This window comes from Methylophilus sp. QUAN (assembly GCF_015354445.1).
Classification (GTDB): domain Bacteria; phylum Pseudomonadota; class Gammaproteobacteria; order Burkholderiales; family Methylophilaceae; genus Methylophilus.
The window spans coordinates 950,556-975,987 of record NZ_JADKYT010000001.1; the positions used below are offsets into that span (position 1 = coordinate 950,556).

General features: G+C 51.9%; 26 protein-coding genes and 2 tRNA genes. 17 read left to right on the forward strand and 11 right to left on the reverse strand.

Translation table 11 applies throughout. From position 1 onward, the window contains the following. The first annotated feature begins 149 nt into the window (after window positions 1–149). Window positions 150–755, forward strand: coding sequence for a hypothetical protein (locus INP79_RS04645; RefSeq protein ID WP_194753121.1), 606 nt, complete (start codon window positions 150–152; stop codon window positions 753–755). 166 nt (window positions 756–921) lie between these two features. Here INP79_RS04645 and INP79_RS04650 read toward each other — a convergent pair whose 3' ends face one another. Genes INP79_RS04650 through INP79_RS04680 form a run of 7 tightly spaced genes read right to left on the reverse strand, consistent with a single transcriptional unit; the run spans window position 922 to window position 6,516 of the window. Continuing rightward, complete coding sequence (locus INP79_RS04650) at window positions 922–2,214, reverse strand: dihydroorotase (protein WP_194753122.1); 1,293 nt, start codon at window positions 2,212–2,214, stop codon at window positions 922–924. Beyond that, on the reverse strand, window positions 2,211–3,167 hold the full coding sequence (locus INP79_RS04655) for an aspartate carbamoyltransferase catalytic subunit (protein WP_194740784.1): 957 nt from the start codon (window positions 3,165–3,167) through the stop codon (window positions 2,211–2,213). Before INP79_RS04655 ends, INP79_RS04650 begins: the two co-directional genes overlap by 4 nt. Then, window positions 3,160–3,702: a bifunctional pyr operon transcriptional regulator/uracil phosphoribosyltransferase PyrR gene (gene pyrR / locus INP79_RS04660; protein WP_194753856.1), complete on the reverse strand. Its 543-nt coding sequence runs from the start codon at window positions 3,700–3,702 to the stop codon at window positions 3,160–3,162. The genes INP79_RS04655 and pyrR overlap by 8 nt, the downstream gene beginning before the upstream one ends. A 13-nt stretch (window positions 3,703–3,715) precedes the next feature. Next, window positions 3,716–4,219 (reverse strand): Holliday junction resolvase RuvX, encoded by a 504-nt coding sequence (gene ruvX, locus INP79_RS04665; RefSeq protein ID WP_194753123.1) that lies wholly within the window; start codon window positions 4,217–4,219, stop codon window positions 3,716–3,718. Beyond that, window positions 4,212–4,817, reverse strand: coding sequence for a YqgE/AlgH family protein (locus INP79_RS04670; protein WP_194753124.1), 606 nt, complete (start codon window positions 4,815–4,817; stop codon window positions 4,212–4,214). Before INP79_RS04670 ends, ruvX begins: the two co-directional genes overlap by 8 nt. Next, complete coding sequence (ribBA, locus tag INP79_RS04675; RefSeq protein ID WP_194753125.1) at window positions 4,814–5,923, reverse strand: bifunctional 3,4-dihydroxy-2-butanone-4-phosphate synthase/GTP cyclohydrolase II; 1,110 nt, start codon at window positions 5,921–5,923, stop codon at window positions 4,814–4,816. The genes INP79_RS04670 and ribBA overlap by 4 nt, the downstream gene beginning before the upstream one ends. After that, a complete protein-coding gene (locus INP79_RS04680; RefSeq protein ID WP_194753126.1) occupies window positions 5,923–6,516 on the reverse strand; it encodes a riboflavin synthase in 594 nt (197 codons plus the stop codon). Before INP79_RS04680 ends, ribBA begins: the two co-directional genes overlap by 1 nt. Before the next feature lie 80 nt (window positions 6,517–6,596). Here INP79_RS04680 and INP79_RS04685 point away from each other — a divergent pair, with 80 nt between their 5' ends. The 4 genes from INP79_RS04685 to INP79_RS04700 are packed head-to-tail and all read left to right on the forward strand — an operon-like array spanning window position 6,597 to window position 10,132. Then, window positions 6,597–7,442: a neutral zinc metallopeptidase gene (locus tag INP79_RS04685; RefSeq protein ID WP_194753127.1), complete on the forward strand. Its 846-nt coding sequence runs from the start codon at window positions 6,597–6,599 to the stop codon at window positions 7,440–7,442. A 16-nt stretch (window positions 7,443–7,458) separates the two neighbouring features. Continuing rightward, window positions 7,459–8,064 carry an NUDIX domain-containing protein gene (locus tag INP79_RS04690; RefSeq protein ID WP_194753128.1) on the forward strand — a complete coding sequence of 202 codons (606 nt, stop codon included), beginning with the start codon at window positions 7,459–7,461 and terminating at the stop codon, window positions 8,062–8,064. Window positions 8,065–8,066: 2 nt separating this feature from the next. After that, window positions 8,067–8,897, forward strand: coding sequence for an NAD(P)H-binding protein (locus INP79_RS04695; protein WP_194753129.1), 831 nt, complete (start codon window positions 8,067–8,069; stop codon window positions 8,895–8,897). 5 nt (window positions 8,898–8,902) lie between these two features. Next, the gene (locus tag INP79_RS04700; protein ID WP_228519715.1) at window positions 8,903–10,132 is read left to right on the forward strand and encodes a lytic murein transglycosylase; all 1,230 of its coding nucleotides are present in this window, start codon (window positions 8,903–8,905) and stop codon (window positions 10,130–10,132) included. Window positions 10,133–10,161: 29 nt separating this feature from the next. Here the strand turns inward: INP79_RS04700 and INP79_RS04705 are convergent, their stop codons facing one another. Further along, on the reverse strand, window positions 10,162–10,830 hold the full coding sequence (locus INP79_RS04705; protein ID WP_228519716.1) for a 2OG-Fe(II) oxygenase: 669 nt from the start codon (window positions 10,828–10,830) through the stop codon (window positions 10,162–10,164). 95 nt (window positions 10,831–10,925) lie between these two features. Here INP79_RS04705 and INP79_RS04710 point away from each other — a divergent pair. Then, window positions 10,926–11,002 (forward strand) — tRNA-Val (locus INP79_RS04710). 53 nt (window positions 11,003–11,055) lie between these two features. Here the strand turns inward: INP79_RS04710 and INP79_RS04715 are convergent. Beyond that, window positions 11,056–11,691: an EF-hand domain-containing protein gene (locus tag INP79_RS04715; RefSeq protein WP_194753130.1), complete on the reverse strand. Its 636-nt coding sequence runs from the start codon at window positions 11,689–11,691 to the stop codon at window positions 11,056–11,058. A 261-nt stretch (window positions 11,692–11,952) separates the two neighbouring features. Between INP79_RS04715 and thrS the strand changes: the two genes are divergently transcribed. From thrS to INP79_RS04760, 9 genes are all read left to right on the forward strand, one after another. Further along, complete coding sequence (thrS, locus tag INP79_RS04720) at window positions 11,953–13,875, forward strand: threonine--tRNA ligase (protein ID WP_194753131.1); 1,923 nt, start codon at window positions 11,953–11,955, stop codon at window positions 13,873–13,875. Window positions 13,876–13,918: 43 nt separating this feature from the next. Continuing rightward, window positions 13,919–14,485, forward strand: a complete 567-nt coding sequence (infC, locus tag INP79_RS04725) for a translation initiation factor IF-3 (protein ID WP_370583243.1) — start codon at window positions 13,919–13,921, stop codon at window positions 14,483–14,485. 86 nt (window positions 14,486–14,571) lie between these two features. Next, the gene (gene rpmI, locus INP79_RS04730; protein WP_019881750.1) at window positions 14,572–14,769 is read left to right on the forward strand and encodes a 50S ribosomal protein L35; all 198 of its coding nucleotides are present in this window, start codon (window positions 14,572–14,574) and stop codon (window positions 14,767–14,769) included. 10 nt (window positions 14,770–14,779) lie between these two features. Continuing rightward, the gene (gene rplT, locus INP79_RS04735; protein WP_018985785.1) at window positions 14,780–15,139 is read left to right on the forward strand and encodes a 50S ribosomal protein L20; all 360 of its coding nucleotides are present in this window, start codon (window positions 14,780–14,782) and stop codon (window positions 15,137–15,139) included. Between the two features lie 75 nt (window positions 15,140–15,214). After that, window positions 15,215–16,216, forward strand: a complete 1,002-nt coding sequence (gene pheS, locus INP79_RS04740; protein ID WP_194753132.1) for a phenylalanine--tRNA ligase subunit alpha — start codon at window positions 15,215–15,217, stop codon at window positions 16,214–16,216. Window positions 16,217–16,267: 51 nt separating this feature from the next. Further along, window positions 16,268–18,616, forward strand: a complete 2,349-nt coding sequence (gene pheT / locus INP79_RS04745) for a phenylalanine--tRNA ligase subunit beta (protein WP_194753133.1) — start codon at window positions 16,268–16,270, stop codon at window positions 18,614–18,616. Between the two features lie 90 nt (window positions 18,617–18,706). Then, window positions 18,707–19,021: an integration host factor subunit alpha gene (locus INP79_RS04750; protein WP_018985782.1), complete on the forward strand. Its 315-nt coding sequence runs from the start codon at window positions 18,707–18,709 to the stop codon at window positions 19,019–19,021. A gap of 14 nt (window positions 19,022–19,035) precedes the next feature. After that, complete coding sequence (locus INP79_RS04755) at window positions 19,036–19,464, forward strand: MerR family transcriptional regulator (protein WP_194753134.1); 429 nt, start codon at window positions 19,036–19,038, stop codon at window positions 19,462–19,464. 105 nt (window positions 19,465–19,569) lie between these two features. Beyond that, window positions 19,570–19,646 (forward strand) — tRNA-Pro (locus tag INP79_RS04760). A gap of 33 nt (window positions 19,647–19,679) precedes the next feature. Here the strand turns inward: INP79_RS04760 and fae are convergent. Then, window positions 19,680–20,243 (reverse strand): formaldehyde-activating enzyme, encoded by a 564-nt coding sequence (gene fae, locus INP79_RS04765; RefSeq protein ID WP_194753135.1) that lies wholly within the window; start codon window positions 20,241–20,243, stop codon window positions 19,680–19,682. A gap of 163 nt (window positions 20,244–20,406) precedes the next feature. Continuing rightward, window positions 20,407–22,506, reverse strand: coding sequence for a bifunctional diguanylate cyclase/phosphodiesterase (locus tag INP79_RS04770; RefSeq protein ID WP_194753136.1), 2,100 nt, complete (start codon window positions 22,504–22,506; stop codon window positions 20,407–20,409). A gap of 203 nt (window positions 22,507–22,709) precedes the next feature. Here INP79_RS04770 and INP79_RS04775 point away from each other — a divergent pair, with 203 nt between their 5' ends. Then, window positions 22,710–23,684 (forward strand): hypothetical protein, encoded by a 975-nt coding sequence (locus INP79_RS04775; RefSeq protein WP_194753137.1) that lies wholly within the window; start codon window positions 22,710–22,712, stop codon window positions 23,682–23,684. A gap of 34 nt (window positions 23,685–23,718) precedes the next feature. Continuing rightward, entirely contained in the window at window positions 23,719–25,404 is a 1,686-nt protein-coding gene (recJ, locus tag INP79_RS04780) for a single-stranded-DNA-specific exonuclease RecJ (protein ID WP_194753138.1), read from the forward strand. Window positions 25,405–25,432 lie beyond the last annotated feature (28 nt).

The following is a 25,432-nucleotide window of genomic DNA, read 5'->3' on the forward strand; positions in this document are numbered from 1 at the left end:
AGGCGCTGAACTCTTATTTCAGCGCCTCGAGATAACTTTTTTCTACATACCTTGCTGTTTCTAATCAGATGCTTTCTGGTTAACCACAGCGAATGACTTTTTAGCTTTGTAAATCATTTTTTCATTATTAATCTTATTAGGAGACTCCTATGAATAAATTATTGGCCATTGCAGCGTTGACTTTCACTTTTGGGTCTGCGCAAGCCGCGCCGACACTGAGTTATGTGTTGGCAGTCGATGATTATGCCGAAATCTATTTGTCTACTGATGATAGTCAGCAGGGTAGTTTTATTGCTTCACAATCCTTTTCTAGCTATGTTGCTGAAGTTAATAACATCAGTCTGACACCTGGAGTCACTAATTACATACATATCTACTTAGAGAACTATGGCGGCCCAGATGGCCTTACTGGAGAGTTTAAATTGTCAGGCTTTGGTTTTGAATTTGCTAATGGTACTCAATTTTTAGGGACCAGTTCTACAACGGTAAATTTGAGCGCTACAGGATTTGGTGTTGATTATGTTGCACCTGGTAGCAATGGCCCCATTATCGATGCAGGCTCTTTTTACAGCGATCAATACACACAGCCACTAACGACTCAAATGCTGAGTGGCTTTTGGGGAAGCGTCAGTTATTGGTCAATTCCAGTTTATGCAGTCGCTTCTGTGCCTGAGCCAGAAAACTATGCCTTGTTATTGATGGGTTGCGGGCTGACTCTCATTGCAAGTCGTGTGCAACAGTCCAAAAAAGTTTAAAGGTTGAGATTTAAGTGCAAGAGGTAGCTTGCGACCAAAAAATTTAAACACAGTAAAGCGTGATTCAAGTTTTGATTCATTCAATTGCACCTCTTGCCTTATCAACCCTCCGGATACAGAACCAGGACGCTCTTTCAACGTCCTGGTTTTATGCAACCGCTAAAAATTAGACAATCGCAAAGTTTTCCTGCTGAAATACCAACTTCCCTTGCGTTATCGTTGCGGTGACTTTTCCTGTGACTGAATGATTCACAAATGGTGTGTTCTTGCCTTGACTAGCGAGTACGCGGCCATCCACACGCCATTCCATTTCCGGGTCATAAATCACCACATCAGCCGTTGCCCCTACTTGCAAATTGCCTGCATGGACACCGAGGATATTGGCCGGTGCTTGTGTGATTTTGGCCAATGCTTGCGCAGGCGAGAGCTTGGCTTGGGCGGCCCATTTTAAAGTCAATGGCAGCAACAATTCCAATGCAGAAGCACCTGGGTGCGATTCTGCAAAGGGCAAGGCCTTGGCATCGTCATCCACTGGTGTGTGGTCGGAGCAGATGGCATCCAGCGTGCCGTCCAGCAGACCTGCGCGCAAGGCATCACGATCGCGCTGGGTGCGCACCGGCGGTGTCAGGTGCACCATGCTGTCAAAAAAGCCAATGTCCATATCGGTCAGGTGCAGATGCTGAATACTCACATCTGCGGTCACCTGCATGCCGGACTGTTTGGCCTGGCGAATCAGTTCTACAGACTCTGCGGTAGAAACACGGGCGATATGCAAGTTGACGCCCGTGGCTTGCGCAATACGCAGCATGGTTTGCAAGGCGATGCTTTCTGCCGCAGAAGGAATGCCTTTCAGGCCTAATCTCGAAGCGACTTCACCATCATGCGCGACGCCGTTTTTGGCCAGGTAAGGATCTTCGGCACGCATAAACAGGGTGTAACCAAACGAGGCGGCATACTCAAAGGCGCGCCATAGTACCTGGGTATCGACAATGGCGGTATCGGCCTGTGAAAAGCCGACACATCCGGCCGCGGTCAGTGCATACATTTCTGTGAGTAACTGGCCCTGTAACTGGCGTGTCACCGCGCCCAGCGGATAGACATGCGCCAGCGCCTGTGATTTGGCCCTGTGCTTGAGCATTTCAACCAGGCCAGGCTCATCCAGCACTGGGTCGGTGTCTGGCGGGCAAGCCAGGCTGGTGACGCCACCGGCCATGGCGGCACGTAATTCGCTCAGTAGCGTGGCTTTGTATTCACTGCCAGGTTCGCGCAAGCGGGCGCACAAGTCGACCAAGCCGGGTAATACCCATTTTCCGCTGGCATCCAGCGTTTGCTCAGCCTTGAAATTGGCAGGTGCCTCACCGATAGCGACGATTTTTCCCGCACTGATATACAGGTCTTTAACCTGGTCCAGTTGCTGGCTGGCATCCATCAGGCGGCCTTGTTTAATTACGATATTCATGCGGCGTTGCCCCCTCCCAGAATTGCCATCACCGCCATGCGGACTGCGATACCATATGTCACTTGCGGCAGGATCACCGACTGTTTACCGTCTGCGACGGCTGAATCAATTTCAACGCCACGGTTCATCGGACCTGGATGCATCACAATGGCATCCGGCCTGGCCAGTGCCAGCCGCTCTGGCGTCAGGCCAAAGGTCTGGAAAAACTCTTGCGAACTTGGCAGCAAGGCACCTGACATGCGCTCGTTTTGCAGGCGCAACATCATCACTACATCGACGTCTTTCAGGCCTTCCTCCATATTGTGGAACACCTGTACGCCAAGTTTTTCCACATCGGTAGGCAGCAGGGTGCGTGGCGCGATGACGCGTATCTCAGGCACGCCGAGGGTGGTCAAGGCGTGAATCTCGCTGCGGGCGACGCGTGAATGCAGCACATCGCCAACAATGGCGACGCGTAAATTGTGCATTTCAGGTTTGTATTTGCGGATGGTAAAGACATCCAGCAAGCCTTGTGTCGGGTGCGCATGACGGCCATCGCCAGCGTTAATGACGCTGATATGCGGTGGCACGTGCTGCGCAATAAAGTGCGCGGCGCCGCTTTGCTGGTGACGCACGACAAACATATCGGCGTGCATGGCAATCAGGTTGTTCACCGTGTCCAAAATCGTTTCGCCTTTGGACTGCGACGAGGTGCTGACATTGAGGTTGAGCACGTCGGCCGACAGGCGCTTGGCCGCAATTTCAAACGTGGTGCGTGTGCGCGTACTGTTCTCAAAGAAAATATTGCAAACGGTTTTGCCACGCAACAGCGGCACCTTTTTTACTTCACGTTCGGCCACGCCGACAAAGTTTTCGGCCGTATCCAGGATGTCGGTCAGGATACGCTTGGGTAATCCTTCGATACTGAGCAGGTGCTGTAATTGTCCTTGCGCGTTGAGTTGCGGGTTATGCATGGTCATCAGCTCCAGGCTTGGCAGGTGAGGCCGATTCAGAAATACTGAGACTCAGGCGCCCCAGTGTGTTCATGGCCAGGTCAAACGATTGATGTGCCTGTAAAGGCAGGTCGGCACCGACCATGTCGGGCCGGATCGGTAATTGCGCGCCACCCCGGTTGATCAGGGCCGCCAGTTGCACTGAGGCCGGACGGCCATAGTCAAACAGTTCATTCATGACTGCACGCGTAGTACGGCCGGTATAGAAGATATCGTCGATGAGGATGATATGTTTACCGTTGATATCAAACGGGATATAAGCCGGGTGCGCTGAAGTTTTCAAGCCACGTTGCGCATAGTCGTCCCGGTACATGGCTGCATCCAGCTTGCCGAACAGGATGTCATGTCCTAGCTCGGTTTGCAGGCGTTTGAGCAGCCGTTCCATGAGCCAGACACCGCCGGTATAAATACCGACCAGCGCAGTCTCGGCCTGTATGCGTGGTTTGATTTGAGCGTATAAATGCTCCAGTAATTGTTCGGGGTCTGGTAGTGTCATGAGGGGCGGTGTGCTATGCACGTCCATGATAAGCATCAAAATAGGATTGTAATATAGTTTGTGCGGCAACCTGGTCCAGCATGGGTTTTTGTGCACGGCCTTTTATGCCCGCCTCACGCAAGGACTGCGCCGCTTCGGCTGAAGACAGTCGCTCATCCACCATCACCACCGGCAGGTTAAAGCGGCCTTCGAGGCGCTGGGCAAACTTTTGTGCCAGCGCGGTCATGGCATGGGCTTCGCCTTCAAGTGACATGGGCAAGCCGACAACCAGCAGTGCGGGTTGCCACTCTTGTAACAATTGGTCAATTTGCGCAAATTTGGCGGCATTTTCCTCTGCTTCTATAGTGAGCAGCGGATGCGCCAGTTTGAGCAAGGTGTCACCAATGGCCACGCCTATGCGCTTTTCGCCGAAATCAAAAGCCAGCACAGAGCCGCTGACATCCGGATAACGGCGTTGGGTAATCGGTAAATGGCTTTGGTTGAGGGGCTGTTTGCCGTGCTTGACCGCATCAGGCATGACCAGCAACCTCAGACAGGGTGGCAAAGTCTACGCCCAGTTGTTGCATGGCCCAGGCCAGCTTGTCATCGTTGGGCAATTTGAAAATCAGTTTGTGTAGCTGCTGGTTGTCCTCAAGCGGCAAGGTCAGCCAGGCATTGGCCTGGATTTCTTCTTCCAGTTGGCCCGCAGACCAGCCGGTATAGCCAAGTGCAATAAACATGTCTTGCGGGGCTTCATCGCGCGCAGCCGCTTCCAGGATATCTTTGGATGAAGTCATAGCCAAGCCTTCAGACAACTCCATGGTGGTGTTGAATTCTGTGGCTGGCGTATGCAGCACAAAGCCACGCTCCACTTGTACCGGGCCGCCAAAATGTACTTGCCGCTCTTGCTGGTAATTGGCATGGCACTCCATATCCAGTTGCTCAAACAGGTCGCCTACATTCAGTTGCAAAGGGTGGTTGAGTATCATCCCCATGGCACCGTCGTGATCGTGGTTACACACCAGAATCACGCTTTTGCTGAAGTAGGGGTCTTCCATGGCAGGCATGGCAATCAGAATCTGGCCAGTCAGGTTAAGGCGCATGTCATTACTATCTAGGGATAACTGTTCACTCATACCGGTTTGGTTTCTTCCGCGCTCAGGTAGCCGGTGATTTCCAGGCCAAAGCCATCCATGCTTGGCATTTTGCGTGGGGCGGCCATCAGGCGCATTTTCTTCACGCCGAGGTCGAGCAGGATTTGTGAACCCGTGCCGTAATTGCGTAACTCCTGGTTCAACACCAGTTTCTGGTCGGCGCGCAAAATACGGTCTGTCAGTCCCAGCCCGTCTTCATCGTGGTTGATCAGCACAATCACGCCACATGGCGCAGTACTGATAATGCGCATGGCGTGCAGCAAGTTCCAGCTATGTGCCTGGTGGCTGCTATCCAGCAGGTCTATCATGGACAAGGGCTCGTGCACGCGCACCAGTGTTTCTTCGCTGGTGTGCGGATCCCCTTTGACCAGGGCTAAATGTGTTTCTTGCGCAATATTGTCGCGGTAGGCGATCAGGCGCATAGGGCCAAACACGGTTTCGATCGTGCGCTCGGCACTGCGTTCAATCAGCGTCTCGTGTGAGGCACGGTAATGAATGAGGTCGGCAATGGTGCCGATTTTAATATCATGCTCCGCCGCCACCTGCATCAGGTCAGGCAAGCGTGCCATTTCACCGTCATCCTTGAGGATTTCGCAAATGACGCTGGCAGGCTCGCATCCGGCCAGTTGCGCCAGGTCGCAGCCAGCTTCGGTATGTCCAGCGCGCACCAGTACGCCACCGTTCATGGCGGACAGCGGGAAAATATGGCCGGGGCTGACCAGGCTGCTGGCGTTGGCCTGCTTGGCAATGGCTGCGCGTATTGTTGTGGCGCGATCGGCCGCAGAAATGCCGGTGGTCACGCCTTCGGCGGCTTCAATGGAAACGGTGAAGTTGGTGCCGAGGCGGGTGCCGTTTTTTTGCACCATAGGAGGTAAGTCCAACTGGCGGCAGCGTTGCTCGGTCAGGGTCAGGCAGATCAGGCCACGGCCAAACTTGGCCATGAAGTTGATATGCTCGGCGGTGACAAACTCAGCGGCAATGACAAAGTCACCTTCGTTTTCACGGTGTTCATCATCGACCAGGATGACCATTTTTCCGGCACGGATATCGGCAATAATGGCTTCAATAGGGCTAATCTGCGCCGACATTATTCTTGCTCCCAGGCTTGCATGCGCTCGACATAGCGTGCAATTAAATCAATTTCAAGGTTGACCGGGTCTCCGGCCTTGGCGTATTGCATCATGGTGTGCTGCATGGTGTGCGGAATCAGGTTGATGCTGACTTCGTCCTGGCTGATCTCATTCACGGTCAAGCTGATGCCGTTCACACACAAGGAGCCTTTTGTAGCGATGTATTTGCTGATGGCGTGGGGCGCGCGGATCTTGAGTAGCCAGCATTCACCCACCTCTTGCAGTGTGGTGATGGTGCCTATGCCATCGACATGGCCGGTGACCAGGTGACCACCCAGGCGGTCAGCCAGGCGCAAGGCTTTTTCCAGGTTGACCGGGCCCGGTTGACCCAGCCCCGTGGTCACGTCCAGCGTGACTTTTGAAACCATGACTTGAAAGGTATGCGCATCGAATTCAGTGACGGTCAAACACACACCATTGACGGCGATGCTATCTCCCAGTTGCACATCTTGCATTCCCAGTTCCGCGGTTTCAATGCGGAGTGCGCAATCTTCACCATGCGGAACCACTTCGGCAATCCGGCCGACGGTTTGAATAATCCCAGTAAACATGGTGTGATTTTATCAGTGCTGCATGCTAAAGTAATCACATTCCATCAACATTTTTCAATAGTAATGGTCGGGGGATTCTTGTGCGCCTGGATGATTTAGAAGAAAGCCAGCATGTCGAAGACAGTCGTGGCCGCGGAATGGTCGGTGGCCGCAGTATCGGCATCGGCACCATTGCGATTGCGCTGGTGGCGATGTATTTTGGTGTAGACCCCAATGTGGTGCTGAATATTGCGCAGCAAGCGCAACCGGCAGCCGAGTCACAAACGGTGCCTGCGGATAGCAATGACCCTAATGTAAAGTTTGTTTCCCGCGTGTTATGGAGCACCGAACAAGTGTGGCAAGGCATGTTTTCAGCGGCAGGTAAGCAATATACGGCGCCTAATCTGGAAATTTTCAGCGGTGCGACACAAACGGCTTGCGGACAAGGACAGGCAGCGATGGGGCCGTTTTACTGCCCGGCAGACCAGAAGGTGTATATCGATTTAAGTTTTTACCAAGAGCTGCAAGAGCGCTTCAAAGCACCAGGGGACTTCGCGCAGGCTTATGTGATTGCGCATGAGGTTGGGCACCATGTGCAAAACTTGCTGGGTACCTCGGCAAAAGTGCAGCAAGCGAGGCAGCAGGCGCGCTCTGAAGCGGATGCCAATGCGTATTCAGTGCGTTTAGAGTTGCAGGCAGACTGTTATGCCGGCGTGTGGGCGCATCATGCCGACCAGCAGTTCCGTATCCTGGAAACGGGTGATATTGAAGAGGCCTTGCGTGCCGCCACGGCCATTGGCGATGACGCCCTGCAAAAACAGGCGCAAGGCTATGTGGTGCCGGACAGCTTTACCCATGGTAGTTCGGAGCAGCGTGTGCATTGGTTTAAGCAAGGATTGCAGTCTGGCCAGGTGAACGATTGCAATACATTTAAAGATGCAGTTTAAGCGGTAGAAGTGAGTGATGGCAGAAGAAACAGGATTCAAGCAGGATCAACAGTTAATTGACACCCATTTGATTGAAACCACGGTCTCCAGCGAGATCATGGCACAAGGCAAAATGCTGACCGTGCGTTATGACGAAGCACGCTTACCTAACGGCGTGATTAGTGGCCGGGAGTATGTGATACACCCCGGTGCGGTAGTCGTGGTCGCGCTGACGCAAACCGGTGAAGTGGTGCTGGAGCGACAGTTCCGCTACCCACTCAAGCAGGTCTTTATTGAGTTGCCCGCAGGCAAGATAGACCCCGACGAGGCCGTGTTGACCACTGGCCAGCGTGAGTTACTGGAAGAAACCGGTTACACGGCGCAAACCTGGGTCAAGCTGGGCATACAGCATCCTTGTATTGGCTATTCCAACGAGGTGATTCATATCTATCTGGCCACCGGTTTGTCCCTTGGTGAACACGCCAGAGATATTGATGAGGCGATGGATGTGTTTGTATGGCCGTTTGAGCGCGTGATGCAGGCCATTGAGGCGGGCGACATCACGGATAGCAAAACCTTGTCTGCCATGTTGCTGGCTGAGCGCTATTTGCGTCGACATCCACTAACGGACGAGACGGTTTAAGTATGCGGATATTGCAGATTGGCTGTGGTGGGTTGGGCACCCTGATTGCGCAGGCAGCGCTGGCGCAGGGGCATGATTTGACGATCGTCAGGCGTTCCCGTAAACCTGTGACACCTGGGGCGCAGGCACTGACTCTGGATGTGGTGAGAGGCGTCGGCGTGTCTGCCCTGGCCGCGGTGCCAGCGGATATTTTGCTGTATTGTCTGGCGCCTGTAGAAGGTCAGAGTTACCAGCAAACCTATGTAGAAGGATTGCGCCATGTGCTGGCCAATGTTTCTATGGATAGTTTGAAACACGTATTCTTTATTTCCAGTACGGGGATTTATGGCGAACATCATGGCGAGTGGATTGATGATGATACGCCCGCCATCCCCGCGGATGCCGAAGGACAGGTGATGCTGGATGCTGAGCGTTTATTAGATGGGCTGACTTGCGGGCATACTGCCTTACGTGTCTCAGGGATTTATGGTCCGCAGCGCTTGTACTTGTTGCGACTGCTGCAAAACCAGGAGCGCTGGCCCAGGCAAACACATTGGACTAACCGCATGCATGAGCAGGATGTTGCGGCAGCCGTGGTGCATTTATATCAGCAGGTGGCAGATGGCAAGGCCTTACCCGGCCATTGCATACTGACTGATGGCATACCTGCGACGCAACATGAGGTATTGCAGTGGCTGGCTGCGCAGCAGCAATTGCCAGCACCAGCGACGCCGCCGTTACAGCCGCAATCCGGCAAGCGCATCCGTAACCGTTTTTTACAACACACAGGGTTCAAGCCGCAATTTGCCGATTATCAGGCGGGCTACGCATCCATTTTATCCAGCCTGAAGTAATGTCTATGACCAACCTAAAAAAAACACGGACGTGGCAATCGGTATGGGGCAGCTTGCTGGTGGCTGGGCTCTTAGTCTCTGGATCTCTGAGCAGTGCTGAGGATGCGGACGGCTTTCAGCTGTGGGTCGCCAGCATGCGCCAGGAGGCGCTGGCGTTGCATGTGGCGCCAGCGGCGGTGGATGCAACGCTCAATCAGGTGACTTTTTTGCCGCGCTTGATTGAACTAGACCGCAAACAGCCGGAATTTGTCACCAGTTTTTCTGCCTATGTAAACCGCCGCATCAACCCGCGTGTGGTGGCTAAAGGCAAGCAGATGGCGGAGGACTACCAGGGCGTACTCTATGTGGTCGAAGAGTTGTATCAAGTGCCGCGCGAGGTGCTGGTGGCTTTTTGGGGGCTGGAAACCAACTTTGGCGGTTTTATGGGTGATATTCCATTAGCCTCTGCATTGGCCACACTCTCTTACGAAGGGCGTCGTGCCGAGTTTTTCAAGCGCGAATTGTTGAACCTGATGCGCGTGGTCGAGCGCGAGCAGCGCTATGATAGCCCGGTGGTGGGTTCATGGGCGGGTGCAACCGGGCATATGCAGTTTATGCCATCTACTTTGCTCAAGTATGGTGTGGATGCAGATGCTGATGGCAAAATCGATATCTGGAATTCTTACCCTGATGTATTTAGCTCAGCCGCCAATTACCTGTCACAAGCAGGATGGCAGCCAGGCAAGCCGATTAGCATCCAGGTGGCCTTGCCTGCCGGATTTGATTACAGCCAGGCACAATGGCAGTTGAATAAGCCAGTCAGTGAGTGGGTAAAAGCGGGGGTTGCTGGTGTGCCTGATAGCGCGCTGGGCTTGCCGCAGGCCGCTATTTTGTTGCCGCAAGGCTATGATGGCCCGGCGTATATGGTGTTCCCGAATTTTGATGTGATCATGCAGTGGAACCGCTCGATTAATTATGCGCTCAGTGTCAGTTTGCTCAGTCAGCAGCTGCGTCAGGACACCTACACGCTGATGATGCCGCCGGAACCGCCTGCCCTGAGTTACCAGCAGATGTGGTCTTTGCAGGAGGCGCTGAATGCCAAAGGCTTTGATTGTGGGGCGCCGGATGGCTTCCCGGGGGCGAAAACACAAGCGGCTATCCGGCGCTATCAGGCCAGCAAGGGTTTGCCGCAAGATGGCTATGCCGGCGCGGATATTTTTAGCCGTTTGACTACGCAAGTGCAGTCAGCGCAGTGACTGCTCATTTGGAAAATAAAGTTTTTTAGTTAGCGGGTTTTAAACCAGCCTGTGACGCTGATGCGCGGCAGGCTGGCGGGTAACACTTCGTGCCAGAATCTGGCGGATAGAAACAACACCAGTCTGCCCGCTGTCGGTAATATGTCAATGTGACTGGCGTTCCTTGATGGTGTTTGTGCGTGTTCATCCAGGTATAAGCGCAACGCGCCGCCAGCCTCTGTTGGCCAATCATTATTTAAATAAATAATTGAGGTCAGCGTTCTTGCGCCAGGTGTTGCCTGCGCGCGGTGTTGGCGAAACTGGTCTATATGCGTGGCATAACCGGAGGAGCCTGCCGGATAAATGGCAAAGTGCGTTTCAAAACTGTCCAGTCCCATCATCAATTGCCGGTTGACGGCTTGTTGCACTTCGACCAGAAGTGCCAGGTAGTTCTGGATGGCAGCGTGTGGGTCGCTGGGTTCCAGCCAGGCAATCTGGTCGCCACGCAGCCTGGGGTTGCTGACGGCTGACTGGCTGGTGCCCGCCTGGTGCATCAGGCCTTGTTCTTGCTGATCAAGGGCGATGGTGCGCAGGCTTTGCGTCAGGCTGGCAGGTAAAAACTGGTCGATCACACAATAGTGCTGCTCAGCCAAGGTGTTAATGATGGTTTCCAGCATGCTGTCAGTGAGCATGGCAGGGTAGTGGGTCGTGCTTGTCATGCATATATTATAAGCGCGATACCATTGCCTAACCGATGGCTTTCGGATAGAATGCGCAACCTTATTGATTCGCAGCAACTGCTGCGTAATACAATAGTCGCGTAGCTCAGCTGGTTAGAGCACCACCTTGACATGGTGGGGGTCGATGGTTCGAGTCCATTCGCGACTACCAAGTTTAAAAAAAGCCACCAGAAGTTCTGGTGGCTTTTTGTTTTTTGCCATCTGTTAGGTAGAAGTGGACAAGTAGCTGCTGGAGGTGTCCTGATCCAGCCCATAGGTTTTAATCAACTTGGCCACTTGTTCCAGAGCGTTGTTTTGTTGTGAGCTACTGGCTTGATTGCTGTTATCGCTGCTCTGGCTTTGTTGATACGCCATCGCTTCCTGCTGCGTCACCTTGCCGTCACCGTTGGTATCCGCGGCCTCAAAATTACTGGCGACATTGTTCAGCAGTTCAGACAATTTGCTGTCGTCGGTGGAAGAAGCCATTTCCTGCATCTGGTCCTGCGTGAGACCTGTATCTTCCTCGTCTCCGCCACGAGGTGGCGGCGGGCCGCCTGCACCACCGGGTGGTGGCGGTGGCATGCCTTGGGCGCCACCAGCCTGGTTGCTGGCGCTTTGCAATTGTTTGAACAGATTTTCAATGCCTTGTGACAGCTCGCTTTTGGTAATTTTACTGTCACCATCCGTGTCCATACTGCTCACCAGGTCGCTGACCTCGCTACTGGTTTGATCGTCGGTCGAGCCGCCCAACGCTTTACTTAAGGTTGTGGCGTCTATCGAGCCCTGGTTTGAGGTGTCCAGTTTGCTGAAAATGTTGCTGCTGATCTGGCTGCTTACGCTGCTTAAACTGATGCTTGTCATGCTGATTCTCCCTTTGTTTTGAGCCTTAACATGTGTTCTGGCAGGCGCATGTGCCTGTCAACTGGTTTAACGTCAGGGCGGCGCGTGACTGAATACAGGTTTTGTATCGGAGTGTATCGCTTTGTATCAGCACCTTTAATGCGGCTGCGTTCGGTTTCTGATTGCGGAATTTTCGTGCGCTGTGAGATAATCAAGGTTTGACCAAAATCAGGTGCCATGTGCTTGTTTTATTTGGTTGTTTAATGTTTAAGAGAGAGAGTCATGCCTGTAATCCGCTTGCCTGATGGGTCGTCCAGAAGTTTTGAACAGCCGGTGACCGTGGCCGATGTTGCGTTGAATATTGGTGCTGGTCTGGCGAAAGCCGCGCTGGCGGGTAAGGTCACGTATTCAGGTCAGGAAGCTAAACTGGTCGATACCAGTCATCTGATTGAGCAGGATGTGGACCTCGCCATCATTACCGATAAGAACGATGAAGGTCTGGAAGTGATTCGTCACTCCACCGCTCACTTGCTGGCTTATGCGGTGAAAGAGCTGTTCCCGGATGCGCAAGTGACCATTGGCCCGGTCATTGATAATGGTTTTTACTATGACTTCAGCTATAAGCGTCCGTTTACGCCGGACGACCTGGCAGCCATTGAAAAGAAAATGGCTGAGCTGGCGAAAAAAGACGAAAAAGTCGAGCGCAAGGTATTGCCGCGTGATGAAGCGGTGGCTTACTTCAAGAGCATTAACGAGCATTATAAGGCCGAGATCATTGCCAGCATCCCCAGCAATGAGGACGTGTCTTTGTATTCTGAAGGCAACTTCACTGACTTGTGCCGTGGCCCGCACGTGCCGAATACCGGCAAGCTCAGGGCGTTTAAATTAATGAAGCTGGCCGGTGCTTACTGGCGCGGCGACAGCAACAACGAAATGCTGCAACGCGTATACGGCACCGCCTGGCGCAACAAGGATGAGCTGGAAGCCTATCTGCATATGCTGGAAGAGGCTGAAAAGCGCGACCACCGCAAACTGGGCAAGCAACTCGACTTCTACCATATGCAGGATGATGCACCAGGGATGGTGTTCTGGCATCCGCGTGGCTGGGTAATCTGGCAAGAGGTCGAGCAGTATATGCGAGCCAAATTTAAAGAGTACGATTACCAGGAGGTGCGTACGCCAACGGTGCTGGACAAAACCCTGTGGGAAAAATCCGGCCACTGGCAAAACTACCGCGACAATATGTTTGTCACGCAGTCGGAAAGCCGCGATTATGCGGTGAAACCGATGAACTGCCCTGGCCATATCCAGATTTTCAACAGCAGTTTGCACAGCTACCGTGATTTACCATTACGTCTGGCAGAGTTCGGTTCCTGTCATCGTAATGAGCCATCTGGCTCCTTGCATGGCTTGATGCGCGTGCGTGGCTTTACCCAGGATGATGCCCATATCTTCTGTATGGAGTCACAAGTCGAGGCTGAGGTAGCCGACTTTATCAAGATGCTGTACGAAGTCTACAAGGACTTTGGTTTTGACGATGTGATCGTCAAATTATCTACCCGCCCGGAAAAGCGTGTCGGCACCGAAGAGGCCTGGGATATGGCAGAAACTGCCTTGGCTAACGCTATTAAAGCCAATGGCCTGGAGTTTGAATACCAGCCGGGTGAGGGTGCGTTTTACGGCCCGAAAATCGAGTTTACACTTAAAGACTCGCTGGGGCGTATGTGGCAGTGCGGTACTATTCAGCTCGACCCTAACCTGCCTGAGCGCCTGGGTGCGGAGTATGTCGCTGAAGACAATACGCGTCAGCGGCCGATTATGTTGCACCGCGCCATTGTCGGTTCGATGGAGCGTTTTTTGGGTATTTTGATCGAAAACTTTGCTGGCGCGATGCCGGTCTGGTTGTCGCCTGTGCAGGTCATGGTGCTCAATATTTCTGATGGTCAAGCCGATTATGTGCGCCAAGTGGTTGAAAAATTGAAGAAAAATGGCATTCGATGCGATTTTGACTTGAGAAATGAGAAGATTACCTATAAAATACGCGAACATAGTTTGCAAAAGTTGCCATACCTGATCGTGGTGGGCGACAAAGAAATGCAAAATGGTCATGTGGCCGTACGTACCAGAAAAGGTGAAGATCTGGGTGTGATGTCGGTAGAAGCGTTTGTAGCGCACATACAGCAAGACATCCAAAACCGGGTCTAATTTCGGGTATTCGTGCGGCTTTGTTTATTGTTAGGGGATTGTTATAGCTCAAGATAAAGATACACGCATCAATGGCGACATTACTGCGCCACAAGTGCGTTTGATTGGTGTAGATGGTGAACCGTTAGGTGTGATGACTCTGAGAGAGGCCTTTGCCAAAGCGGAAGAAGCTGATATTGATATTGTTGAAATTGCACCAAATGCCGCACCACCTGTGTGCCGTTTGATGGATTATGGCAAATTCAAATACGCCGAGAGCAAGCGTCTGCATGAGCAAAAACTGAAACAAAAACAGGTGCAGATTAAAGAGGTCAAATTCAGACCTGGCACCGATGACGGCGATTACAATATTAAATTGCGCAACATCATCCGCTTTTTGGGTGATGGCGATAAAGCAAAAATTACCTTGCGCTTCCGTGGTCGTGAAATTACGCACCAGGAATTTGGTTTGGCTTTGTTGAAACGCCTTGAGGCAGATTTAACAGAGCATGCATTGGTGGAGCAATATCCTAAAATGGAAGGCCGCCAGATGGTGATGGTCTTGGCGCCAGCGAAGAAAGCTGTGCCGGTGGCCAAAAAGGCTGAAAAAGCAGCACCAAGCGAAGAATAAGGTTTTTAAGTAGTACAAGTTTTTTGGAGTAATACGGCTAAATTGGCTGCCTAGTTACTCTTTATTCAACCTCTAAGGAGAAAAAAATGCCAAAGATGAAGACAAAGAGCAGCGCGAAAAAGCGCTTCAAGTTCTTGGGTAACGGTAAAGTGAAGCGTACACACTCTCACTTGCGCCACATTCTGACCAAGAAAACCACCAAGCAAAAGCGTAAGCTGCGCGGTACTTCCATTATTTCTGCGACTGACGTGAAACGCGTCCGCGCAATGATGCCAACACAATAAGGAGACCGACATGCCTAGAGTAAAACGTGGTGTCATTGCACGCGCTAAACACAAAAAAGTTTTAAATGCTGCTAAAGGTTACCGTGGTCGTCGTAAGAACGTCTACCGTGTTGCCAAACAGGCGGTAATGAAAGCCGGTCAATACGCATACCGTGACCGTCGTCAGAAAAAACGTCAATTCCGCGCACTGTGGATTGCCCGTATCAACGCGGCAGCCCGTGAAGCTGGTTTGACATACAGCCGTTTCATGAACGGTCTGAAAAAATCTGCGGTTGAAGTTGACCGTAAAGTACTGGCTGATCTGGCCGTGTTCGACAAAGCTGCTTTTGCTAAATTCGTAGAATTGGCTAAAACAGGTTTAAGCGCCTAATCAGACCTACCAAAAAAAGAGGCTGCGGCCTCTTTTTTTATTTTAATGTTACTTAAAACTTGAAGAATACGCACGATGGCTGATCTCAATCACTTAATCGCAGAAGCCGCACAAGACTTTGCGGCTTGTCATGATGTTCCTGCACTGGAAAACGCCAAGGCCAAATACCTGGGCAAATCTGGCGCGCTGACTGACGCCTTGAAAGGGCTGGGTAAATTGACGGCTGAAGAACGTCCAGCAGCGGGTGCATCGATTAATGTGGTTAAACAAGCCGTTGAGCAGGCCTTGAATGACCGCCGTGACAGTATTCTGGCTGCTGCGCAGGCCAAACAACTGGCAAGTGAAACCATTGATGTGACCTTGCCCGCGCGTGCGCAATCCGCCGGTGGTTTGCATCCGGTGACATTGACCTTACGCCGTGTAGAAGAGCTGTTTCATTCGATTGGTTTCAGTGTGGCGGATGGCCCTGAAATCGAAACCGATTTTTATAACTTCACGGCGCTGAATATTCCGGATAACCATCCGGCGCGTGCGATGCACGATACCTTTTACATTGATAGCGGTAATGACAGCATGGAGCACGTATTGCGTACGCATACCTCGCCGGTGCAAGTGCATTACATGGAAAATAATACGCCACCGCTCAAAATTATTGCGCCAGGTCGCGTGTACCGTGTCGACTCCGATGCCACGCATTCGCCGATGTTCCACCAGGTAGAAGGCTTGTGGGTGGACGAGCAAATCAGCTTTGCCAATCTTAAAGGCGTAGTGCAAGACTTTTTACAGAAATTCTTTGAGCGTGATGATCTGACCGTGCGTTTCCGCCCGTCATTCTTCCCGTTTACTGAGCCTTCAGCCGAGATGGATATGAGCTGGAACGGCGGCTGGCTGGAGATTGGCGGCTGTGGCATGGTGCACCCAGAGGTGCTCAAGCACGTGAATATCGATAGCGAAAAATATCGAGGCTTTGCCTTTGGCCTGGGGGTGGAACGCCTGGCCATGTTGCGCTACGGGGTGAATGACCTGCGTCATTTCTTTAATAATGACCTGCGTTTTTTGCAGCAGTTTATTAAATAATTCAATCGCCAGATCACTTTAAATACCGAATTTATACAGGGTTAGACACATATGCAGTTCTCCGAACAATGGTTACGTTCCATGGTGAATCCATCACTGGATACCGCGCAACTTGGTCACGCATTGACCATGGCCGGTCTGGAAGTGGAAGAGTTAACCCCGGTCGCACCGGCGTTTAGCCATGTGGTGGTGGCCGAGATTCTGGAAGCAGCCAAACACCCGGATGCAGACCGCTTGCAAGTGTGCAAAGTGAAGGTGGGTGAAGAGGTGCTGCAAATTGTCTGTGGCGCTTCTAATGCACGCGTGGGTATCAAAATACCATGTGCGCTGGTAGGCGCTGAGCTGCCTGGCATTCAGATCAAACAGGCCAAAGTACGTGGTGTAGAGTCTTTTGGTATGTTGTGTTCTGCCAAAGAGCTGGGCATTGCGACCGAAGCCAATGGCATTCTGGAATTGCCAGCAGATGCCCTGGTGGGTCAGGATATTCGCGAATACCTGAACTTGAATGACAGCACTTATACGTTAAAACTGACGCCTAACCGTGCCGATTGTTTAAGCATTCTAGGCATCGCCCGCGATGTCGTAGCGATGACCGGTGCACCAATCACGACGCCTGAGATTGCAGCGGCGACGATTAGCAGCAAGCTGACCAAAGCGGTCAGCCTGAATGCTGCAGAGGCTTGCCCTGCTTATTATGGCCGTGTGATTGAAGGTGTGAATGCACAAGCCAACACGCCTGACTGGATGGTGCGCCGTTTAGAGCGTAGCGGCATCCGCAGTATCAGTGCCCTGGTCGATATCACCAACTATGTGCTGCTTGAACTGGGTCAGCCTATGCATGCGTTTGACTATGCGCTGTTGCAAGGTGATGTAGCCGTACGTTTTGCCAACGCTGGTGAAAAGCTGGCCTTGCTCAATGACACTGAAGTGACTTTAAAGGCGGATGACCTGGTGATTGCCGATGGCAATGGATCGGTTGCCTTGGCGGGGGTGATGGGCGGTAAACCTACTTCTGTTACCGATGCTACACAAGCTATCTTCCTGGAAAGCGCTTTCTTTACGCCAGACGTCATGGCAGGTAAAGCGCGCCGTTTGGGCTTGAGCACAGACTCCTCTTACCGTTTTGAACGCGGTGTGGACTTTGGCAACACCTTGAATGCGCTGGAGCGTGCGACAGCATTGGTGCTGGAGATCTGTGGTGGTCAGGCTGGTGCTGTGACCGCGGTGACTGCACAACTACCTGTGCGCAAGCAAGTTGCGTTGCGTCATGCTTATCTACTGTCTATTCTGGGCATAGACGTTAGCCTGGCGCAAGTGGGTCAGTTACTGACGCAATTGGGGTTTGTGTATACCGAGGCTAACGGTGTGTTTAATGTGAGCGCACCTAGCTTCCGTTTTGATATTGCACGCGAAGAAGACCTGATTGAGGAAGTTGCACGCCTGCATGGCTACGAGCATATCCCGGCGCTCACACCAGTCGCTTCGCTAGGCATGCTGGTCGCGCCTGAGGCTACACGCAGCAAGCACTGGTTGCGCGATGTGATGGTGAACAATGGTTACCAGGAAGTGGTGACTTACAGCTTTGTCGATGCTAGCTGGGAGCGTGATTTATATGGCAATAGCCAGCCGATTGCGCTGAAAAACCCAATTGCCAGCAACCTGAGTGTGATGCGCTCTGGTTTGTGGGGCGGATTGCTGGATGCGCTGGATTACAACCTCAAGCGCCAGCAAACACGTGCCATGCTGTTTGAATTGGGCGCCCGTTATGAGAAGAGCGCGCAAGGCTTTGTTGAAACATTGACTTTGTCTGGCCTGGTCTACGGCAGTGTGCAGCCTGAACAATGGGCTGCAGAGGCTCGCGCTTTTGATTTTTACGATGCCAAAGCACATGTGGAGGCGCTATTTGCGCAACCGGTGCACTTTGCTGTTGAGCAACATCCTGCTTTGCATCCAGGCCAGTCTGCCCGCATTTACCTGGGTGACAAAGCGGTCGGTTGGTTAGGTAAATTGCATCCACAATGGCAGCAGCAATATGGATTAACCAGTGCCTGTTACCTGTTTGAGTTGGATGCCGATGCGGCATTGGCAACCCAGGTGCCTGCCTATAGCGAGGTCAGCAAATTCCTGCCGGTTCGTCGAGATTTAGCGATGGTCGTTGAGCAATCTGTATCAGCTCAAGCGATGATTGATGCGGTGATGAATGAGAACATTTCTCAGCTAAAACAGGTGAAATTGTTCGATGTTTATCATGGTAAAGGTGTGCCCGAAAACAAAAAAAGCCTTGCATTTCTTGTACTTATGCAAGATACTTGCAAGACAATGGTCGATGAGGAAGTGGATACGATCGTGGCACGAATCCTCAACAACTGGTCATCCAAATTTGCTGCGTCACTCAGATAATATCATTGGGATAGTCATCGGATAACACCAAGGATAACAGTTGATACAACACAAGCATCTCGCATAATAAGAAGGTTCAGGGGATCGTTAATGACACTCACAAAAGCTGACTTGGCCGATTTGTTGTTTGAACAAGTCGGGCTGAATAAGCGTGAAGCCAAGGACATGGTGGAAGCGTTTTTTGAAGAAGTTCGCAACGCGCTGGAGCAGGGCGATAGCGTCAAGCTGTCCGGTTTTGGTAACTTTGAACTGCGTACAAAATCCGAGCGCCCAGGCCGTAATCCAAAAACTGGCGAAGAAATCCCAATTTCTGCACGCCGTGTAGTGACTTTTCACGCCAGTCAAAAATTAAAATTACGCGTAGAAGAACACTACGCAGAACAACCATTACAAGCACAAGCCTAATCTGACTCCCAAACATGATAGAAACGCAAAAAGTCGCCTTGCCGCCTATCCCTGCCAAACGCTATTTCGCCATCGGTGAGGTGAGCGAGTTGTGCGGAGTCAAGCCGCACGTACTGCGTTACTGGGAGCAAGAATTCACCCAACTGAAACCGGTCAAGCGCCGTGGTAACCGCCGTTACTACCAGCATCATGAAGTTTTGCTGATTCGCAAAATCCGTGAGTTGCTTTATGAGCAAGGGTTTACCATCAGCGGTGCGCGCAATCGCCTGGATGGTGTTGATGAAAAGATAGAGAAACCACGCTCTGGCAGCGATGTTTCCAGCGCTGTGGCCGCTAATACGCAGTCACTCATCGCTGAAGAAGCTAAACTGCCAGTGGTTGATGTTGCCGCGCTCAGAGAGCAAATTCAGCAGGTGCTTCAATTGCTTAAAGCGCCCGCCTAAAGCGTCTGCCAGGCTTATAAAACCGCATATTCTGCTTAGCGAATATGCGGTTTTGTTTTATAATGCAGCCTTCTTTTCGAGCAGGTTCCTGCTCGAGTCTAACGTCGGGGCGTAGCGCAGCCTGGTAGCGCACTTGCATGGGGTGCAAGGGGTCGTGTGTTCGAATCACACCGTTCCGACCAATCAAACAATTCACACGCCTCCAAGTTTTAAGCTCAAGCTGCTACGCTCATTACATCTTCGACTTCTTTCTCTTCTGTCATCGGTTTGGCTGCAAACGGATGACGAACCTGGTGTTCCATTTCTAATACTTGTTCAGCCGTTGGTAGATTAGTGACTGCACGGCGAATAGCAAGTTTGGTTGCCTGATAGTTCCAGTCCTGGATTTTCTGCTGGTCTTTGGCTTCCCAATGAATAAACACGCCTACGCACACAAATACATTGTCTGCTTCCGCGAGTGGAATCATGCCGTCGCGTACACTGTCGACCACCGCTGATGCTACGCCGTATTGCGCCGGACCAAACATTTGCACGGCTTGCTGGGCGTGTTTGATATCCACTTTGTTAAACATGACGGTAGGTGGTTTGGTCATCAGGTTGGGAGCGACAACTGAGAGTAGGGCGTTGTCGCCCGGTTTTTGGTTGGTTAGCGCAATACAGAATGCTGTTTCTGCGGCGCTGCCGCGAGGACCTATAATTAGGTCAATGTGGGCGACTTCATTGCCTTCGCCGACGAGTGCTTCACCAACCATGACGCGGTTGATTTTTCTGCTGCTCATGATGTTCCGTCCTTTCTTTCGTATCTACCTGTTGGGCAGATTTCTCAAGGAATACACATCTTCTGTTATTAGTTTAGAGCTTGAATTGGATGCAATGTTCCATGCAACGGACAATGTTGAAACCGTGCCTGTGTGTGTAACAGGCACGGTGTTGAAGATAGGGCTAGAAGCTCAGGTCGGGGACGATGCTAGCAGCTTGTTGTTGAGGATGTATCGTGCCGATATGGCGTGCCAGTGCCTCGCTGAGTGGCATGGGACGGTTTAAATAGAAGCCTTGGGCGTAAGCAACCCCCATGCCTTTCAGGCAGTCTAGTGTGGCTTCATCTTCGACATATTCGGCGATTGTTTGTATCTCCATCGATTGCGCGACACTTTGGATGGCTTTGGCCATCGCCAGGTCAACTTTGTTGCTGGTGATGTCTTTGACGTAAGCGCCATCCATTTTCAGGAAGTTGACTGGTAAGTGTTTCAAGTAACTGAATGATGACATGCCGCTGCCAAAGTCGTCGAGCATGAAGCGCGTGCCCATTTTTTGCAGTTCTTTAATCAGCTTGATCGTATTGTCGATGTTAATGATGGCCGAGGTTTCTGTGACCTCGAAGCAGACATGGCTAGGGGAGATATCATAGGTTTCAAAGCAGTTCTGGATATAAGGCAGCAGTTGGGCGTCGCCTAATGACATGCCTGACAAGTTAATGCTGACGATGAAAGGATTCACGCTGGACTGCATTTTGAACAGCGGTTGAAGTGCCATAAAGGCATGCTGAATCACCCAACGGTCTATCTTGGTCATGAGGTTATAACGCTCTGCGGATGGCAGGAACTCAGCCGGGGGGATGATGCCGCCGTGCTCGTCACGTTTGCGAATCAGGATTTCGTAGAAGGGGGGTAATTCTTTTTGTTGCAGCGGGAAAATACCCTGGCAGTAGAGCACAAAATCATTGTGCTCAATGGCTTCGTTAATGCGGAGCACCCATTCCATTTCAACATGGCGTTTAAGCAAGACGTCATCTTCCGGATGGAATAGGTGGATTTGATTGCGGCCATTGTCTTTTGCCACGTAGCAGGCTGCGTCGGCATGGCGGGTGATTTCACCCACATCTTTTAAAGCCGTGGTGATTTCGACAATACCAATACTGATGCCGGTCTGGAACAAGCGACCTTCGTGCATGAAGCGGAAAGTTTCGACCATTTGCCGCAACTGGGCGGCAATTTCTATGGCTTTTTCAACCTGGCAGTAGCTCAGTAGCAGACCAAACTCGTCACCACCCAGGCGCGCAAACGTGTCTTCTGCACGGATGCGCTGGCTGAGGATCATACTGATCTGGCGCAGCATTTCGTCGCCGGCCAGGTGGCCGCAGGTGTCGTTAATGACGCGGAACTGGTCAAGATCCATGTAACAGAATACATGATTGGCGCGGTGTTGTTTGACGTCCTGCAACGCTTGTTGCAGCCGCCTTTCCAGCTCCTGCCGATTGACCAGGCCGGTTAAGGCATCGTGGCGCGCCTGGTAGCGCAGCTGCGCTTGCGCGTCTTGAATGCGGTGACGCATATCGGCTTCGACATGCTGCATATCTCTTGATATTTGATTAATCGTACTTTGCAGAGACTGGATTTCCGGCAGGGTATTTTTGCCCTGGCTGACTTGTTGGCTACCGATGACAAAGCGTTTGAGGGCTGAGGTCATGTCTCGAATCGGCTGGCTGATTGAGCGGCTCACCCAGCTGACGAGGATGGAACATAGTATCAGTGCCAGCGTAATGTAGCCTACGTTTTTAATAAAGGCCTGGCGATGGTCCTCAATCAGAGAGGCTTTGTCGATGGCGACAAACACATAGCCCAACAAACGATGCGTAGATTCAGTGGAAAATACCTTGACCATGGTGATGTCATGCGTGTTTTGCTGCATGACCATGGTGTCTTGCTGTGGCAATGTTTCGTTAATGCTGAAAGAGGTGCCCAGACTGGCGATGGTGTGATTATCGGCATCGGCAATAATCAGGGATAAATAGGGTTCCCGGTTGAGCTGGCTGGCTTTGAGCAAGCGGCCGATATAGTCCTGGCCATGTAACTCGGTTTGATTGTGTATTACCGCTGACAGGAATTTTGCGGTGGTCAGGGCATGCTGGCTGAGTTTGTCTTCTTCGTGTTGCAGTTGTTCTTTAAAGTCGAACAACAACAGAATACAGGAGAGCGCGAATACTGGTCCGATCACGAATAACAGTAATCTGGACTGGATACTTAAGTTTTGGAAAAAGTGCATGGATTCCAGGATGTCTGTTTAAATTGAATCAGCAGGCATATACACAGTCTGGCAGCAGCGCCATAGATTCCGATTCATGACATCCCCCCAGATTTCGTGTATAAGTCGCAATGATTATAACAGTAACAATTTTGCCAGCATGTAGCTTAAATGCGTCTAATTGTTAAGTTTCTTTATCATCAACCTAGTGTATTTGTTTTCTCATGATACAGCAAATTTATATCACAGATTACCTGTCGGATGCCGCTGCCCAGCCTGTTGAGATGATTCAGTCACTGATTGCACAATGTCCTGTGTTGTTAAAAGCGCAATGGAAAGTCAGCCCGTTGCCGCCGCTTAAAACATTGTTCGATGTGCTGATTGAGGCGAGGCACGCACAGGCGAGTGCACCTGTATCGGCGGTGCTGTCTGCCAGGCAACACTGGCCGGTGCGTCCGGCATTTTGCCTGCTGCCAGTGCATCTTGGCATGCGACGTGATACGTTTAGTTTGCAGGCGGTGGTGCCGTTGGCAGCAGAGGTCTACGCTGCTTTGACGACGCGCTTGCAAACACACTTCTCTGATGATTTTGTCATACAGCAGGATGTCAGTCAGCGATTCTGGTGGATACAGCCGCTGCGCGATATGCAGGTGCAATGCGCGTGGCCGCAGGATTGTTTGTATCAGCAGGCCTTTCAATGGCAACCGCAAGGGCCGGATGCAGCCGTGATCAGGCAGTGGACTAATGAAATGCAAATGTTATTGCATCAGGCCGCACATGCCCCTGAATTAAGTGCCTGGCCAACTGAGTTAAACAGTTTATGGTTCGCCAGTGTTGGCGATATCCCGGCCTGGCAACCTGCTGCAGCGCTGATTGCGGGGCAAGGTGAGGTATTTGCCGGGCTGGAAGCCTGCGCATTGCCAGCCATAAGGCCATTGGCGCTGGCCGCGATGTTGGCAGAGGCGCGCACTCCGCAGGCGGTATGGATTGCAGATGCGTGGCAAACGTGTGATTGGCCTGCGCTATCAGACGCCTTACAAGCCGGTCGTATTTCAGCTTTAAAGCTAGTATTGCCGTTTGCCGAGCGCAGCGTTGAAGTGCATTATAAAAAACAATTACGTTGGCAGTTCTGGCGCAAAACACCCACCCTGGAAACCTTATTGCAACAACTTGAAGCCACGCTGATGAAAGCCAGCTAACTGACCGTTGTGCATGACTCACAATGAACACAAGATGAAAATTCACCAACGCGCTTATTCCGACACCACCTTTGCCGCGCTGCAGGCGCAAGGCTTGCCGCCTTTGCTGGCCAGGTTGCTGGCCGCGAGGGCGGTCACTGCCGAGGACTGGTTGTTGCAGGAGATGCCGCATTTGCTCAAGCCGGATGCCTTGACTGGCGCTGCTGACATGGCGCGGCAACTGGCTGATGCTATTGCGCAAAAGAAACGGCTTTTAATTGTTGGTGATTATGATGCAGATGGCGCCACAGCCACCGCTGTCGCCATGCGCGGTTTACGTATGATGGGCGCGGTGGTCGATTTTCTGGTGCCTAACCGATTTGAATATGGTTATGGCCTGACGCCTGAAATTGTGGCGCTGGCGGCAGAACAGCAACCAGACATTATTCTGACAGTTGATAACGGCATTGCCAGCATCGATGGTGTAGCTGCGGCCAAGGCACGGGGCTTGCAGGTGCTTATTACCGACCACCACTTGCCTGCCGAGCAAACCCCAGCCGCAGATGGTATCGTGAACCCGAATCAGCGAGGGTGTGATTTCCCCAGCAAACACCTGGCAGGCGTAGGGGTGATGTTTTATGTGCTGATTGCCTTGCGTGCCGAGCTCAAGCAACGCGGGCAAGTAAGTGATGAGGGCGTACATTTGGGCAGCTTGCTCGACCTGGTGGCATTAGGCACCGTGGCCGATCTGGTGAAGCTGGATGCCAATAACCGTATCCTGGTCAGGCAAGGGCTCAAACGGATCCGCCAGGGCCAGGCCAGCCCGGGCATCTTGGCTATTTTAAAACTGGCAGGGCGTGATTTCTTGCAAGTCAACGCGCAGGATTTAGGCTTTTACGTAGGGCCTCGTCTCAATGCGGCGGGCAGGCTGGATGATATGACCATAGGCATCCGTTGCCTGCTGGCAGAAACACCACAAGAGGCGATGCAATATGCGCAAAAACTGCATGTGCTCAACGCCGAGCGCAAGCAGATTGAAGCCGAAATGCAATGGGATGCGATGGCCGACCTGACGCAGGATTTTCGTGATGACCAATATACCATCAGCGTTTTTCAGCCGGACTGGCATCAAGGCGTGATCGGTATTCTGGCTTCGCGCATTAAAGAGCGTTTTCACCGGCCGGTGATTGCATTTGCCGATGCCGGGGATGGTTTGATCAAAGGCTCTGGCCGCTCAATTGCCGGCTTGCATCTGCGTGATGCCCTGGATCTGGTCACCAAGCAGCAGCCCGACCTGATTATCAAGTTTGGCGGCCACGCCATGGCTGCAGGCCTGAGCATCCGCGCTGATGATTTTGCGCGCTTTCAGCAAACTTTTGAGCAAGTGGTGCAAAGCCTGATTGATGCCGAAACCTTGCAGGAAGTGCTGGAAACAGATGGTGCATTGGCGGCGCAAGAGATGACCCTGCAAACCGCTGAGGCAATCGCGCATCAGGTCTGGGGGCAAGGTTTCCCACAACCGGTGTTTTATGACACCTTTCAAGTGCTGCAGCAAAAAGTGTTGGGTGAAAAACACTTGAAGTTACGCTTGCAAAAACACAATCAGCAATTCGATGCCATTTATTTTCAACATGCCGAGTTTTTGCCAGAGCAGGTAGAGATCGCTTATGCCTTGCAGGTGAACGAGTTCAATGGCGCACGCAATTTGCAGTTGCAGGTGGTACATGCCGTGACGGCCTGAGTAGGCTAATTGCATTTAGCCTTAGAGT

Excerpts from the sequence above, each read along its gene's own strand:
- INP79_RS04645 (WP_194753121.1), top strand. The coding sequence starts at position 150 with ATGAATAAATTATTGGCCATTGCAGCGTTGACTTTCACTTTTGGGTCT.
- INP79_RS04650 (WP_194753122.1), bottom strand. The coding sequence starts at position 2,214 with ATGAATATCGTAATTAAACAAGGCCGCCTGATGGATGCCAGCCAGCAA.
- INP79_RS04655 (WP_194740784.1), bottom strand. The coding sequence starts at position 3,167 with ATGCATAACCCGCAACTCAACGCGCAAGGACAATTACAGCACCTGCTC.
- pyrR (WP_194753856.1), bottom strand. The coding sequence starts at position 3,702 with ATGACACTACCAGACCCCGAACAATTACTGGAGCATTTATACGCTCAA.
- ruvX (WP_194753123.1), bottom strand. The coding sequence starts at position 4,219 with ATGCCTGATGCGGTCAAGCACGGCAAACAGCCCCTCAACCAAAGCCAT.
- INP79_RS04670 (WP_194753124.1), bottom strand. The coding sequence starts at position 4,817 with ATGAGTGAACAGTTATCCCTAGATAGTAATGACATGCGCCTTAACCTG.
- ribBA (WP_194753125.1), bottom strand. The coding sequence starts at position 5,923 with ATGTCGGCGCAGATTAGCCCTATTGAAGCCATTATTGCCGATATCCGT.
- INP79_RS04680 (WP_194753126.1), bottom strand. The coding sequence starts at position 6,516 with ATGTTTACTGGGATTATTCAAACCGTCGGCCGGATTGCCGAAGTGGTT.
- INP79_RS04690 (WP_194753128.1), top strand. The coding sequence starts at position 7,459 with ATGGCAGAAGAAACAGGATTCAAGCAGGATCAACAGTTAATTGACACC.
- INP79_RS04695 (WP_194753129.1), top strand. The coding sequence starts at position 8,067 with ATGCGGATATTGCAGATTGGCTGTGGTGGGTTGGGCACCCTGATTGCG.
- INP79_RS04700 (WP_228519715.1), top strand. The coding sequence starts at position 8,903 with ATGACCAACCTAAAAAAAACACGGACGTGGCAATCGGTATGGGGCAGC.
- INP79_RS04705 (WP_228519716.1), bottom strand. The coding sequence starts at position 10,830 with ATGACAAGCACGACCCACTACCCTGCCATGCTCACTGACAGCATGCTG.
- INP79_RS04715 (WP_194753130.1), bottom strand. The coding sequence starts at position 11,691 with ATGACAAGCATCAGTTTAAGCAGCGTAAGCAGCCAGATCAGCAGCAAC.
- thrS (WP_194753131.1), top strand. The coding sequence starts at position 11,953 with ATGCCTGTAATCCGCTTGCCTGATGGGTCGTCCAGAAGTTTTGAACAG.
- rpmI (WP_019881750.1), top strand. The coding sequence starts at position 14,572 with ATGCCAAAGATGAAGACAAAGAGCAGCGCGAAAAAGCGCTTCAAGTTC.
- rplT (WP_018985785.1), top strand. The coding sequence starts at position 14,780 with ATGCCTAGAGTAAAACGTGGTGTCATTGCACGCGCTAAACACAAAAAA.
- pheS (WP_194753132.1), top strand. The coding sequence starts at position 15,215 with ATGGCTGATCTCAATCACTTAATCGCAGAAGCCGCACAAGACTTTGCG.
- pheT (WP_194753133.1), top strand. The coding sequence starts at position 16,268 with ATGCAGTTCTCCGAACAATGGTTACGTTCCATGGTGAATCCATCACTG.
- INP79_RS04750 (WP_018985782.1), top strand. The coding sequence starts at position 18,707 with ATGACACTCACAAAAGCTGACTTGGCCGATTTGTTGTTTGAACAAGTC.
- INP79_RS04755 (WP_194753134.1), top strand. The coding sequence starts at position 19,036 with ATGATAGAAACGCAAAAAGTCGCCTTGCCGCCTATCCCTGCCAAACGC.
- fae (WP_194753135.1), bottom strand. The coding sequence starts at position 20,243 with ATGAGCAGCAGAAAAATCAACCGCGTCATGGTTGGTGAAGCACTCGTC.
- INP79_RS04770 (WP_194753136.1), bottom strand. The coding sequence starts at position 22,506 with ATGCACTTTTTCCAAAACTTAAGTATCCAGTCCAGATTACTGTTATTC.
- INP79_RS04775 (WP_194753137.1), top strand. The coding sequence starts at position 22,710 with ATGATACAGCAAATTTATATCACAGATTACCTGTCGGATGCCGCTGCC.
- recJ (WP_194753138.1), top strand. The coding sequence starts at position 23,719 with ATGAAAATTCACCAACGCGCTTATTCCGACACCACCTTTGCCGCGCTG.